The sequence below is a fragment of the Micromonospora sp. NPDC049891 genome, assembly GCF_040660295.1.
Classification (GTDB): domain Bacteria; phylum Actinomycetota; class Actinomycetes; order Mycobacteriales; family Micromonosporaceae; genus Micromonospora.
This window is the reverse complement of record NZ_JBFAML010000013.1, coordinates 131,099-143,997: the sequence shown is the minus strand read 5'-3', so window position 1 is coordinate 143,997 and position 12,899 is coordinate 131,099. Positions and strand designations below refer to the sequence as shown.

The window sequence follows — 12,899 nt, the reverse complement described above, 5'->3', positions numbered from 1 at the left end:
CCCGGTGGCGGTTCGGCAGGTTCTAGCGGATCGGGCTCAGGTCGGTTGCCGGGTCGGGCAGCATCTCCCTCAGCACCTGGCCCTCGGCGCTCAGTCTGGCGTTGTTGAGCCGGCCGACCTTGCTCAGGTACGTCTCCTGCTCCGGGTCCGGGCCTGCCAGCGTCCTGCTCAGGTCCTCGATCTGCTGGGCGATCTGCTCCCCCAACTCCGTGAAGAACTCGTCCGGGTCCTCGATCTGCCGATACCGATTCGGCAGGTGGCTCCTCCAGTGACTCATTGCTTGCGCTGCGTACTGGTTCACTCGTCTCCACCTCCAACTCGTCGAAGTCGTCCGGCTCCGACGCACGCGCCCAGAGGTAGTCGTCGAACGACAGCTGCCCGGCTATCTCCCTGCGCTTCCTGGCCAATGGAATCACATCCCCCGGTGCCTGCGGTCGCCCTTATCCAGGCCGTCGTTGTGGTGGTTCTGGGCCACCGATGGGGCCTCGGGTGGCCTGTTCGTGACGGTGGCTTGCGGAGGATGGCGTCGTCGGCGCGGGGCGGTCATGCTGCGGCTCCTCGTCTATCTGGTGTGCGGACGGGCGACTGCCCCGTGGATCGGCGCTCCACCGGGCTGGTGGGCCGGGGAGCTAGCGGCAGCGCCCGGCGCGGCAGCGGGCGGGGCCGCAAAGCTCAGCTGGGCAACGCCATTAGGCGGAGCTTCCGGGTGGGCCGTCCCGGCGGTGCTCGGGTCGGCAGCGGCGGTGGGTGTTGCCGACGCCGGTCGTGGATGGGTGGGCGTAGTTCGGGAGGTGACTGCTGGCGTACGGGCATAGGCCCGTGCGGCCTCGGTGTGCAGTGGCCCGTTGGTGGCGTCGGTGAGCAGGGTGAGCGTGGTCGGGTTGGTTCGCACAGCCACCCATGGCCGGTCCGCGAGACCAATACGGTCCGCGATGCCGCGCACTATCTCCGACCAGTCGTGGTCGGAGAGTTGGCGTTCACCGGGTTGGGTACGCAGGGCAAGTGCCGTCACGCGGGCCCGGTCGGCAAGCCGTCGTAGGTCGACACGCCAGGTGCCCGCGTGCCACCCGCCGCCGACGTCGATGACGCGCGTTTCGGCCAGATGACTGCGATTAGCAGCTCGGCCCACCGCCCGTACCGTGATCGAGCCGGCGATCTGTCGCGAGGACTGAGAGTCGTAAGCACTTACCAACATTGGTGATGCCTCCAGAAATGGCCGGGCTCGCTAGGAGCGCCAGCAGGAACCAGCGACAAGAAAGTCGGAAATGCCGAGTTCCTGCTTATCGACGGATATGCACCCCCACCGAGTCCAACCAGGACAGCGGGTCGACCGCGTTGGCAGCCGTCAGCGGCGGCGCGTTTCGGTGGACCTCGAAGTGCAGGTGTGGACCGGAGGAGCGACCTGTGCTGCCGACCCAGCCGATGAGCTGCCCGGCCTGGACCTGCTCGCCGGCGGAGACGGCGAGACGCACCGCGTGGCAGTAGCGGGTGGCGATGCCGTTGCCGTGGTTGATGTTGACCAGCAGCCCGCAGCCCGACAGGTTCGGGTTTCCGGGCCGGTCGCAGTACGCGCTGTCGCACCGGGCGGCTAGGACGACGCCAGCCGCAGCGGCGTAGATCGGAGTTCCGGTCGCCGCGGCGAGGTCGATACCGTCGTGGCTGGGCCGCGATGGCGGCCGGAACCTGCTGACGAGTTGGTAGCTGTCGGCGGGTAGCGGAAGGCGCCAGGCGCCAGTGCCTCCTGCTTCAAGGGTGTACTTGCCGATGCGGGAGCGGACCTGCTGGGGATAGTCGTGTGCCTTGCCCGCAGCCGGTACCCCGCCGGCGCTGGCGATGCAGCCGCGGCCACAGAAGTAGCCGGCCCAGGCGATGTCGAGCGGGTCGCCGTTCAGCACGTTCGCCGTAATGTTGCGGGAGGCCCACGCGACGAGGTCGCACATCAGGCGACCCATCGCGTAGATGGCGTCTTCGGGGTCGTCCGGCCCGTTGCGCCCGTCGTTGTCGTAGTCGTCGCCCCAGTTCGCCCACGTGCCGCGCTGGAACTGCGCGATGCCGATGGCAGGCCCACCGCGCTCGGGCGGGTTGTCGGCGACGGCGTCGGCACGCCAACTGCTCTCCAGGTCGATCTGCGCGGCGATCATCGGCGGCGTGATCTGGGGGCAGATCGATCCGGCGCGGACCACCCAGGGAGCGAGGTAACGAGCATGGGGCGGTATGGCGTCGACGTTGAGTGGGCCGCTGGCGGGGGCGGCGACCAGCGCCGGGCTCGCGGCGAGCAGGGTGGCGGCGCCCGAGGCCACGAAGGCGACCAGACCGGCCGCAATGGCCACCACGCCGGTGAGCAGCAGTACGAGGGCGCGCACCGATGTCGGGCTGGCTTGTCCGTTCGTGCTGGTCATCGCGATCAGCCGATCTCGTATTCGCTGATCCGCCACCCGACCGTGCTCGGCCGCAGGCCGCACACGACGGTGTGGCGTTCGAGCGTGCCTCGCCAGCCGTCACGCCCGATCGGTCGCACTATCACGAGTGCGCCGACGTGCCGCTGTTCGGCGGTGTCGGGCGGAAGCGCGTCGCCGGCGTACGGGCCGAGCTGAACGTCGGTGTAGGCGCGGTGGTGGACCAGTTCCTGCCATTGCGGGGTCTGGCGTGCCGAGTCCTGGTCGACCGCCGCCGCAGCCAACCTGGCGTCCAGGTACATTGCGGCCCGCCGGTAGGCGTCGGTGCGATCACGATCGACGGCGGTGTCCACGCGGTGCGCGGCGACGGCGAACGCCGCGCACACCGCGTGCGGGTCGTGGTAGTTCACCGACGGGTCTACGAGCTGGGTCGACGCCGCCGCGGAGGGCTGCGGACGAGGCTCAGGGGTCGTTGCCGAGCAGGCGCCGAGCAGCCCGGCCGTGAGTACGACCGCCAGTAGGGCGGGAATGCGACTGGAGCGGATCATGCTGTCACGCTCGGGTCAGCCCGTAGGCGGCGACGCTGCCGTAGCACCGTAACGCCACCGGCTCCGCGCCCCGAAACGAGGGAAGCCCGAGGCGTGGATTCGCCTCGCCGACATCAATCGGTTCGGCGACGCGCGGAGAGCCAGCCACGGGACCGGCCTGCTCAACAGATCGCGGATGAGCCCTGTCGCGCCGGACACCCGCGCGCAGCAGCGGGGAGCAGTTGCGGACCGCCGCTACCCGTAGCGCCCGCAGCGCTCCCGTCAACGTCGGCGGTAACCGTAACGGCTCCGCACCCCGACGAACGTCTCCGGCAGCGGCCCCGACCGGGCCGCATTTCGATTGTCGGAGGAGATCGACATGGTCCTCAAGCTCGTCGTTGCCGGCCAAGCGGCGCTCGCCGCGAACGCCCCGAATCCGGCGCCGTCGGCACCGCCCGGAATGGAGGCGGTAGCCACCAGCTTCCTCAGCTGGGGAAAGTGGATCTTGCTGGTCGCGGGCGTCCTCGGTTTCTTCATCTGCGCCGGGATGATGATCATCGGACGGCGTAATCGGTCGCAGACCGCCGTGGATGGCGCCGCAGGCGTGCCCTGGGTGCTCGCCGGACTGGCGCTGACCAGTCTGGCCGCCGGCATCGCGGGGGTGGCACTCACGTGAACCGCCGCATCTCGCACACGGCGCCCCGCCGCCGCATCCGTCCCATGGTCGTCGCCGCCGTCGGGTTGGCACTGCTTGTGCTGGCTTCGGTTGCGGTCGCCCGCAGTGGCGACGACACCCGGAACGATCACGCCTCGCCTGGGCAGCCACTCACCGAGGCAAATGCGCCGGCGGACGCTCCGGCGTCCGACGTACCTCAGCAGGTGGCCGTCGAGGTCTCATGGCCTACCGACCTGACCTGGACCACCGTGGCGGGGCTGAATCTGCCGGTCTCCGCCACCGCGGGTCCACGCGACTCCTCCGCTGGGCGAGCGCGAGGCTTCGCACAGACACCGTCCGGTGCCGTTCTCGCCGCACTGCACCTGCTGGTGCGGACCAGTCCGCAGGTGGGGCCCCGGATCTGGGAACCGACGCTGCGTGAGCAGGTCGTCGGGCCGGATGTTGCGGCATACATCGACGCGGTGACCCAGGACTACGCCGTTGCTCAGGAGCAGTTGCAGATTCCCTACGGCGATCCGCTGTCTCCCATCTACGCCTCGATCGCCGGGGTCCGCATCGACTCGTACGGCCCGCAGGCGGCCAGCCTGCGGTTGCTCATCGAGGCGCCGGACGGCAACGGTGGCGTCGCCCGCGCGGCCACGGTGGTGCAGGTCTCATGGACGGGCACGGACTGGGGTCTGATCGCCCCGCCCCGGGGCGACTGGTCCACGGTCCGCGCCCTGGTCGGCCCTGCCGTCGTCCGCAGCTACACGCCGCTGCCGGGCAGGTAGTCATGTGCGACGCATGGGATCTCAAATGCCAGTTCAAAGAGGGCGCGACCGAGGTCGCTGGCGCCGTGGCCGAGACGATGATCGGTCAACTGGCCGACCTGATCAGCCATGCGCAGTCCACGCTGATCACGTCGACCGTGACGTGGTGGCTGTACCTGCCGCCGGTCGACGTCGAGCATGCGCCAGCGGCACAGACTCTCCAGCGGTGGATGCTGCCGTTCGCCTTGATCGTCTCGGTCGGCGGCATCATGTGGCAGTCCCTCCTGCTGATCATCAACCGCAAGGGGGAACCGCTCGTCGCGGTGGTGAAAGGGCTGTTCACGACCGCGTTGTTCGGCGCGGTAAGCCTCACCGGCACGCAGATGCTGCTGCGGGCGTGCGAGTCCTACACCGAGTGGGTCCTCACCTGGGGCATGGACTGCGCGCCAGGGCTCGGCGTCGACCCGGGCTGCAAGACCAACGCGCTGGCCGCGCGGATGCAGATGCTGCTGCTTCCGGCGGGACCGAGTGTCAGCAGCGTCCTGGTGGTCGTCGTGGGCATGGTCGTGCTCGTGGCGAGCATCGTGCAGGCGATGCTGCTGCTGTTGCGCAACGGCGCCATCATCATCCTCGCCGGAATGCTGCAACTCGCCGCCAGCGGCAGCTTCACCGCAGCCACCAGTAACTGGTTGAAGCGGGTGCTCGGCTGGCTGCTCGCGATGGTCTTCTACGAGCCGTTCGCCGCCACCAGCTACGCGGTCGCGTTCATGCTCGTCGGCGATCCGCAGAACCGGGACATCTCGACGTGGTTCACCGGCGCCGGGATGCTCGGCATGACGCTCGTGGCGTTGCCGGCCATGATGCGGTTCTTCAACTGGACCGTCGGCGCGGTACAAACCAGCGGGAACTCCGCCGGCATGCTGGCTGCGGCGGGCGCAGCGGGGCTGCACGCGGTCGCGTCGAGACGCGGCTCATCCGGCATGTCCGCGACGGACTATGCCCGGGATATGGACCGCCGCCACCCGCCGCAGCCCAGCGGCGGCGACAGCGGATCGGGCACGCCTCGACCGACCCCACCGGTATTCACCGGCCCCTCCCCCACCGCTGGTGCCGCCCCCTCGGCAAGTACCGCGACGACCACCACCGCGAGCGCCTCAGCCGGTAGCGCTACGACGACGACGGCCGCGGGCGGTAGCGCCGCAGCGGGTGCGGGCGCTGGTGCCGCAGGCGCCGGTGCGGTCGGGGCGTCCGCCGCCGCTGGCCCTGCCGCACCTGTCGTCGCCGGTGTCGTTGTCGGCGCCCAGGTGGCGGGGGCAGCAGTCAAGTCCGCGGCGAGCACCGCGTCCCGATCGACCGAGAGCGGGTGATCGGGATGTCTACGAAGGCTCAGGCCGAGGAGACACGCACCTACGGTGGTTGGCGTCGCGCTCGACCGCTGGGCATGTTCGGGCTCGGCTTCGGTCAGACGATGGTGGTGCTCGCGGCGATGACCGTCGCGCTGATCACGGTGTCGGTGAGCCTGACCGCTCTCGCGGTGGTCGGCCCCGTCTGCCTGATCGTCATCGTCGGCAACGTTGCTCAGTGGGACGGTGTGTCGCTGGCGCAGGCGCTCGTGCAGCGTTTCCGCTGGGTCGCCGGTTCCGGCCGTGGCCGCACGAGCTTCCGCGGCGGCGTGATGTCGGCGCAGGAACACGCCTGGCAACTGCCGGGCGTGCTCGCCCCGACCGTCCTGCTGTCCGTCGATGATGGCCACGGCGGCACGTACGGCGTGGTGTGGCATCGCCGGCTCAGGACCATGACCGTCACGCTGCGGTGCGCCGCCCAGTCGACCTGGCTGGCCGACCCGGAGGCGGCGACCGCCTGGGTGTCGAACTGGGGCGGCTGGCTGGCCGGCCTCGGTCACGTGCCGATCGTGCGATGGGTCGCGGTCACGGTGGACACCGCGCCGGAATCCGGCACCCGACTGGCTGACTACATCACCGGCCGGCTGGCACCGGACGGGCCAGCGGCAGCGGTGCGAGTGATCCAGCAGCTCATCGCCTCCGCACCACAGGCCGCCGCTGACGTGCAAACGACCGTGTCGATCACCTTCGAGCCGGCTGCGTCGCCGGCCCGTCCCAAGACGGTGCCGGACTGTCTCGCGGAGGTCGATCGCGCCTTGCCCGGCTTGCAGGACGCGCTGGCCGGGTGCGGGCTGACGGTGCTGGGTCGGGCGACAGCGGCGCAGATCGCCGGAATCGTGCGGCACGCCTTCGATCCGACCAGTCGAGGCGAGGTGACCCGGCTGCTCAGCGCCGCGCCGGACGCGGCAGCCGAGTTGCTGGACTGGAGCAACGCCGGCCCGGTCGCCGCCGAGGAGCACACCGATCGCTACGAGCACGACGGCGCCACCAGTGTGACCTGGGCGTGGCACGAGGCACCGCGTCAGCCGGTCACGCACCACGTGCTCGCCCGGCTGCTCGCCCCCGGCGAGCAGCCGAAACGGGTCACGCTGCTGTACCGCCCGATGACCGCCGGGCAAGCTGCCGGCGAGGTCGAGCGGCAGGTCAACGCCGCCCAGTTCCGGTCCGCCTACCGGCGAGCCCGCAAGCTCGATCCGACCGCCCGGGACATCGCCGACCACGAGCAGGCCGCGCAAGCCGCACGAGAAGAAGCGCTCGGCGCAGGTGTCGGCCTGATCAGCCTCTGGGTGACCACCACCGTGCTCGATCCGGCCGACCTCGGCCGGGCCGTCGCGGATGTGGAAAGCCGCGCGGAGACGTGCAAGGTGCGGCTTCGCCGCCTGTGGCGTTCCCAGGCGGCCGGGTTCGCCGTCACCCTCCCGGCCGGGATCTGCCCGCCGGTGCTGGCCCAGCAGTGGCCGAACTGATCTTCCCTCTCTCCAGGAGCACTCCCATGGCATTCGCAGATATTGACGTGACCGCGCTCGGCCCGATCCCCCCGGCCTGGGGATGGCGTCGACCGGGCGCCGGCCGCGCCGTCCACGTAACGGCCGGTACCGAGTACCAGGCCACGACCGTGCAGGCCGCCGGCTTGTACCCGTTCACCGCCGGCAGCGGCGCCCCCCTGCTGGGCGTGCCGATCGGCCGCCACCAGCTCTGGGGTGAGTCCGTGCTGCTCGACCCGTTCGAGTGGCTCAACGCCGGACTGATCACCAACACCGGTGTTTTCGTGCTCGGCCAGCCGGGTGCCGGCAAGTCCGCACTGGCCAAGCGGCTGGTCATGGGAATGGCCGCCACCGGCACCCAGATCTTGATTCTCGGTGACACGAAGCCGGACTACAGCCGGGTCGTGCAGCACCTCGACGGCCAGGTCATTCGGGTCGGCAGGGGCCTGGACCGGATCAACCCGCTCGACGCCGGCCCGCTCGGCACCGTGCTGTCACGGATGAGCGGACCCGACGCCGACCAGCTCCGCCTGGAGGTACGCGGGCGGCGGCTGACCCTGCTCATCGCCCTGTGCACGCTTGTGCGAGACGGCGGGCAGGTCAGCAACACCGAGGAGGTCGTCCTCGGCAGGGTCGTCGACCTGCTCGCCGAACGGCGCACCGGAGATCCGGTGATCCCCGACGTGCTCGCGGTGCTTGATCAGGGGCCGGACACCATCCGCGCCGCGGCGCGGGCCACCTCGGCGGCCGACTACCGCCGCCGGATCGACGACTTGGTCGCCACCCTGCGCCTGTTGTGCGAGGGCACGCTCGCCGGTGTCTTCGACGCACCGACCTCCACCCCGATCGACCTGTCCGCCAAGGCGGTCAGCATCGACATCTCCCGGGTGGCCGCCGCCGGCGACAAGCTGGTCGCCGCGGCGATGCTGTCCACCTGGAGCTACGGGTACGCCGTCATCGACGCTGCCGCCGTGCTCGCCGACCAGAGCCTCGCTCCCCGGCGGCGACATCTGGCGATCATGGACGAGCTGTGGCGGGCGCTCCGGGGAGCGCCCGGGTTGGTCGAGCCGGCCGACGCGCTCACCCGGCTGTCGCGCAACCTCGGCGTCGCACAGATCATGCTCACCCACTCGCTGGACGACCTGGACGCGCTGGCCAGCGACGAGGACCGCGCCAAGGGACGCGGCATGGCCGAACGGTGCGCCATCAAGGTCTTGGCCGCGTTGCCTGGCCGGGAACTGGACCGGATCAGCCAGATGGTCCGGCTGTCCGTGCCCGAGCGGGACATGGTCGCGTCCTGGGCCGCCCCCGAAGCACTGGTGCCCGGCGCCATGCATCCCGGTCGCGGAAAGTACCTCGTCAAGACCGGCGAGCGGGCGGGAATGCCCGTCGCGCTGCACCTGGTCGGCGAAGAACTCGCCCTTTACGACACCGACGCCGCCGTACGGGCAGGTGCCCGATGAGCGGCATCCGCAACCAACAGCCGATCTACCCACGCGGTAGCGCCGGCGGATACCCCCTAGCCCCGTGGCTGATCCTGGGAGCCTGCGCCGCCACCGCGGCCTTGACCTGGCTGGCGTGGATCGCCGGCCGCCTCGCCGCCGTGACCGCCGGCCGCCCCTGGGACACCGGCCCATCCTTCGGCTGGGAGTTCACGAAGCGCCTGCTTGACCAGGACTGGCAGCATCTGTGGCCCGGCGTGCCACCGCTACTGGTAGCGCTGCTCTACGCGCTACTGCTCACCACGACGGTCGTGCCCGGCTTCTGGGCGTGGGCGTGGTGGCAGGCCCGCCGACCGCAGGCCGGAGACCCACTGCCGTCCCTCGCCCGCACCCGCGACGTCGACGAACTCATCGGCGCGACCGCGCTTGCGCGGGCACAGCGGCTACGGCCGAGCCTCGCCGGACGTGCACCCAAGCAGGTGCCCACCACCGCGATCGGCATCGCGCTTGGACGACTCGTCACCGGGGGCCGCCGCCGCGGGCCGGTCCTGCGGTCCAGTTGGGAAGACGTGCTCCTCGCCGTGATGGCGCCCCGGGCCGGCAAGACGACCAGCCTCGCCGTGCCCCCGATCCTGGACGCCCCGGGACCGGTGCTCGCCACCAGCAACCGCTCCGACCTGTGGGCCGCCACCGCCCGAGCCCGCGAGCGGGTCGGCCGGGTCTGGACGTTCGACCCACAGCGGGTCACCCGGCAACCTCAAACCCTCTGGTGGAACCCCCTGGCCACCATCAACGGAGTTGAGGAAGCCGCACGGCTCGCCGACCACTTCATCCAGGAGATCCGGGGCGTCGGTTCCTCCGACCCGTTCTGGCCGCTGGCCGCCGGGGACCTGCTCATGTGTCTCTTCCTCGCCGCCGCCAACTCCGGCGGCACGCTCACCGACGTGCAAGCCTGGCTGTCCGACGTGACCAGCCGCGAGCCGGTCACGCTGCTGCGCGCCGCCGGGTACCCCCAGGCCGCCCGTGCGCTCGCCGGCCGTCAAGGAGGGGCCCCGGAAACCAGGGACGGCGTCTACGAAACCGCGCGTACGGCCGCCCGGTGCCTGTCCGATCCGGAAATCATGGCCTGGGTAACACCGCCGACCAGCGCCCTGGACCGGCTCGACGTGACCACGTTCCCCGGCTCCCGCGACACCCTCTACCTCCTGAGCAAGGAGGGCGCGGGTGCCGCCGCTCCCCTGGTCGCCGCGCTCACCGACGCCGTGTTCCGCACCGCTGTCGTCCACGCCGAGGCCGCCGGTGGCCGCATCGACCCGCCCGTCCTGGCGGTACTGGACGAGGCGGCCAACATCTGCAAGATCAATGACTTGCCGCAGCTCTACAGCCATCTCGGCGGTAGAGGGGTCATCCCGATCACCATCATCCAGAACATCGCCCAAGGCCAAGGCGTATGGGGCGAGCGCGGCATGACGGCCCTCTGGTCCGCCGCCACCGTCAAGGTCATCGGCGCAGGCTTGGACGACGCCCGCCACGCCGAGGACATCTCCCGCCTGATCGGCGACCACGACGTCGCGACGACCTCGATCAACCGCGACGGCAACGGTCACACCAGCTACTCCACCAGCACCCAACGGCGCCGGATCCTCGAACCGGGCGACCTCCGCGCCCTCAAGCGGGGGCGGGCGATCCTGCTAGCGACCGGCGCCCGAGCCGCCATGATCGACCTGATGCCGTGGTACCGCGGCGACCACGCCGACATCATCGGCGCCGACACCACCGCCAACGTCGAGGCCATCACCCGCACCGCCCGCGCGGACCTGGCCACCAACCACCCCGGTCCGTCGAGTTCGGACACAACAACGTCCACCAACCGCGGAGACCTGTCATGAGCGGCCACTCCGCCCGACTGTCGGCCGACCTGCGCTGGGTCGAGGCGATGCTCACCGACCTGCAACGGCAGATCGACGAGCTTGCCGGTGAGCTGCGGGCGCTGTCCCACCTCGTGCATGTGCACACCCTCGCAACGCTGCGGGCGGACACGGACAGCACCGTCGCGCCGGCCACGCCCACGGAGGCCGACGATGCCCGGTGAACGGCCCGCCCCGCCGCCGGAACGCCTCTACGCGGTCAACGCCGCCGCCGCCCAGTTCTACGCCAGCCAGCTGCCCGCCTCAGGCAAGGCGGCCCGCTACCTGCACAGCCACGGCATCGACACCGCAGCGGACCCCACCGGCCCATGGCAGGTCGGCTACGCCCCGGGACGGTGGACCGAACTGGCCACCCACCTGCGGGCAGCAGGGTTCACTGACGAGGAGGTGACCGGCGCCGGTCTCGGTTTCATCCACAACAGGAGCGGACACCTACTGGACCGCTTCCGCGACCGGCTCATGTTCCCCGTCACCGACGTGCACAACCGCGTAGTCGGATTCACCGCCCGCGACCTGGGCGGACGCGCCGAGGCCAAGTGGCTGAACACGCCAGAGACGGCAATCTACCGCAAACGCCTGCTGCTGTACGGTCTCGGCCAGCAGCTCGCGAACCGGCCCGCCGGTATCGGCGACCCGAGCGTGTTCGTCGTCGAAGGCGCCGCCGATGTCCTCGCGATGCACCGCATGGCCGCCACGCACGCCGCTATCCCCCAAACACAGCCGCTGTACGCGGTCGCACCGTGTGGCACCAACCTCACCCGAGATCAGCTCGACCTGATCCAACAAACCCTGCCAGGTGCCCACCTGATCCTGGCCTTCGACGGCGACGACGCGGGACGTCGAGCCGCCGACCGGGTGTACCCGGTCGCCTCTCGATGGCCCGGCCAGGTCTCCGGAGTACGCCTGCCGAAGGGACAGGACCCCGCCGACTTGCTCGGCACCCTGGAGCCCATGCGGGCGATTACCGAGATCACCGGCGCCATCCAACCCCTCGCCCAAGTCCAGATGACCAACACGATCGACCGGCTGTTCGCCACCAAGCGGATCACCGATCCGGTCCGATTCGCCGAAGATCGGATCACCGCCTACCGGGCTATCGCCGAGCTGTTCGTCGACGCCCCACATGCCACCCGCGACATGGCCGAGACCGCCGCCGAGCAACTCGGCCTGGACTCCGCTGACGTCGCGCGTGGTGTCTTCGAGGCATGGAGTGCCCGCACCGACACTCCCGGCGGAACCGACCCGCCTCCGGACGTAGCCGCCCCGGCTCCCGCCGCTGAACCGGTGGCAGGCCCGCCGGCCGAGGGCTCGACTCCCATCAGCCCTCATCCAGCCACCGAGACAGACATGACCGTCTCGGCCACAGCTCACAACACGGGGAGTCGCCGCGCCGGCACCACTGCTGCGATCACACGCCACGACCCGAGCAGCGGAATCACCGTCTGGGCACTTGCCGACGGCATCGGCCGCCACGCGCAGGCCGCGACCGCCGCGCAGATGGCGGCCGACATCGCGGCGACGGTCAGCCTGCGCTCCACGCCAGCGGCCGGGCTGCACGGCGCGCGGGCAGCGATCAATGCCTTCTACAGCGGGGTCCACCCCAGCCAGGCGGGCGACGCCTCCCTGCTCGTCGTCTCGGCGTACCCATCCCCGACACACCGTCACGGCGTACGGTTCGAGCTTGCCTGGGCCGGCGACTGCCGCGCCTACACCATCCGCGCCGGTCAACTTGCCCAGGTCACCGCCGATCACACCGCCGCCCGGCAACGCCGCGATCAGGGAGAGCACCAGTCGCCCGGTATCGCGGACGTGCTGCTCACCTCCAGCATCCGCGCCGGCGACATCAGCGTGTGCCCTCTTGACGAAGGGCCGCTGCTGCTGTGCAACAACGGCGTGCACCGCGCGATCCCCGAGCGCCAGCTCGCGGCAGAGCTGGCGGGCATGAGCGATGCCCAAGCCAGCGCCGACCGGCTCGCCCGCGGGGTCGGGCAGCACAACGCGCGAGATGCGACAGTCCTACTCATCCACGCCCGATCCGCACCACCGGCTCTGGTCACCACAACCAGAACCAACGCCCACGCGACGGTGACGGCGTCAGGATCCCCGGCGGCCCTGGCCAAGACCTCCTTCACGGACGCAGGAACCGGTCCTGCGGCGGTCACGACGCCGCAGGCCGAGTCGGTGCGAGGGTTCGGTCAGCCGGCCGCCGGCCGGCGACGCTGACCGACTGCGGCCCTGTGCGTCCGATCGGAAAACGCAATCGGTCCCCGGGAAAGACCAGGAACCGATTGACG

At 70.7% G+C, this 12,899-nt stretch carries 11 protein-coding genes; 8 read left to right on the top strand and 3 right to left on the bottom strand.

Translation table 11 applies throughout. From position 1 onward, the window contains the following. Window positions 1-22: 22 nt before the first annotated feature. The 3 genes from AB0I71_RS18665 to AB0I71_RS18655 form a co-directional block, all read right to left on the bottom strand. Window positions 23-277: a hypothetical protein gene (locus AB0I71_RS18665; RefSeq protein ID WP_357586157.1), complete on the bottom strand. Its 255-nt coding sequence runs from the start codon at window positions 275-277 to the stop codon at window positions 23-25. 1,003 nt (window positions 278-1,280) lie between these two features. Further along, window positions 1,281-2,399 (bottom strand): M23 family metallopeptidase, encoded by a 1,119-nt coding sequence (locus AB0I71_RS18660; protein ID WP_357586155.1) that lies wholly within the window; start codon window positions 2,397-2,399, stop codon window positions 1,281-1,283. A 5-nt stretch (window positions 2,400-2,404) separates the two neighbouring features. Next, complete coding sequence (locus AB0I71_RS18655; RefSeq protein WP_357586153.1) at window positions 2,405-2,944, bottom strand: hypothetical protein; 540 nt, start codon at window positions 2,942-2,944, stop codon at window positions 2,405-2,407. 358 nt (window positions 2,945-3,302) lie between these two features. Here AB0I71_RS18655 and AB0I71_RS18650 point away from each other — a divergent pair, with 358 nt between their 5' ends. From AB0I71_RS18650 to AB0I71_RS18615, 8 genes are read left to right on the top strand one after another with little or no spacing between them, the layout of a single operon-like run. Then, window positions 3,303-3,599 carry a hypothetical protein gene (locus AB0I71_RS18650; protein WP_018790585.1) on the top strand — a complete coding sequence of 99 codons (297 nt, stop codon included), beginning with the start codon at window positions 3,303-3,305 and terminating at the stop codon, window positions 3,597-3,599. Next, window positions 3,596-4,369, top strand: coding sequence for a hypothetical protein (locus AB0I71_RS18645; RefSeq protein WP_357586151.1), 774 nt, complete (start codon window positions 3,596-3,598; stop codon window positions 4,367-4,369). Before AB0I71_RS18650 ends, AB0I71_RS18645 begins: the two co-directional genes overlap by 4 nt. Window positions 4,370-4,371: 2 nt before the next feature. Next, window positions 4,372-5,715 (top strand): hypothetical protein, encoded by a 1,344-nt coding sequence (locus tag AB0I71_RS18640; protein ID WP_357586149.1) that lies wholly within the window; start codon window positions 4,372-4,374, stop codon window positions 5,713-5,715. 5 nt (window positions 5,716-5,720) lie between these two features. Beyond that, window positions 5,721-7,217, top strand: coding sequence for an SCO6880 family protein (locus AB0I71_RS18635; protein ID WP_357586147.1), 1,497 nt, complete (start codon window positions 5,721-5,723; stop codon window positions 7,215-7,217). A gap of 26 nt (window positions 7,218-7,243) precedes the next feature. Further along, on the top strand, window positions 7,244-8,698 hold the full coding sequence (locus AB0I71_RS18630; protein ID WP_357586145.1) for a hypothetical protein: 1,455 nt from the start codon (window positions 7,244-7,246) through the stop codon (window positions 8,696-8,698). After that, window positions 8,695-10,566 (top strand): TraM recognition domain-containing protein, encoded by a 1,872-nt coding sequence (locus tag AB0I71_RS18625; protein WP_357586143.1) that lies wholly within the window; start codon window positions 8,695-8,697, stop codon window positions 10,564-10,566. Before AB0I71_RS18630 ends, AB0I71_RS18625 begins: the two co-directional genes overlap by 4 nt. Continuing rightward, window positions 10,563-10,769 carry a hypothetical protein gene (locus AB0I71_RS18620; RefSeq protein ID WP_357586141.1) on the top strand — a complete coding sequence of 69 codons (207 nt, stop codon included), beginning with the start codon at window positions 10,563-10,565 and terminating at the stop codon, window positions 10,767-10,769. The genes AB0I71_RS18625 and AB0I71_RS18620 overlap by 4 nt, the downstream gene beginning before the upstream one ends. Beyond that, window positions 10,759-12,828 (top strand): toprim domain-containing protein, encoded by a 2,070-nt coding sequence (locus AB0I71_RS18615; RefSeq protein ID WP_357586139.1) that lies wholly within the window; start codon window positions 10,759-10,761, stop codon window positions 12,826-12,828. Before AB0I71_RS18620 ends, AB0I71_RS18615 begins: the two co-directional genes overlap by 11 nt. Window positions 12,829-12,899: the final 71 nt, after the last annotated feature.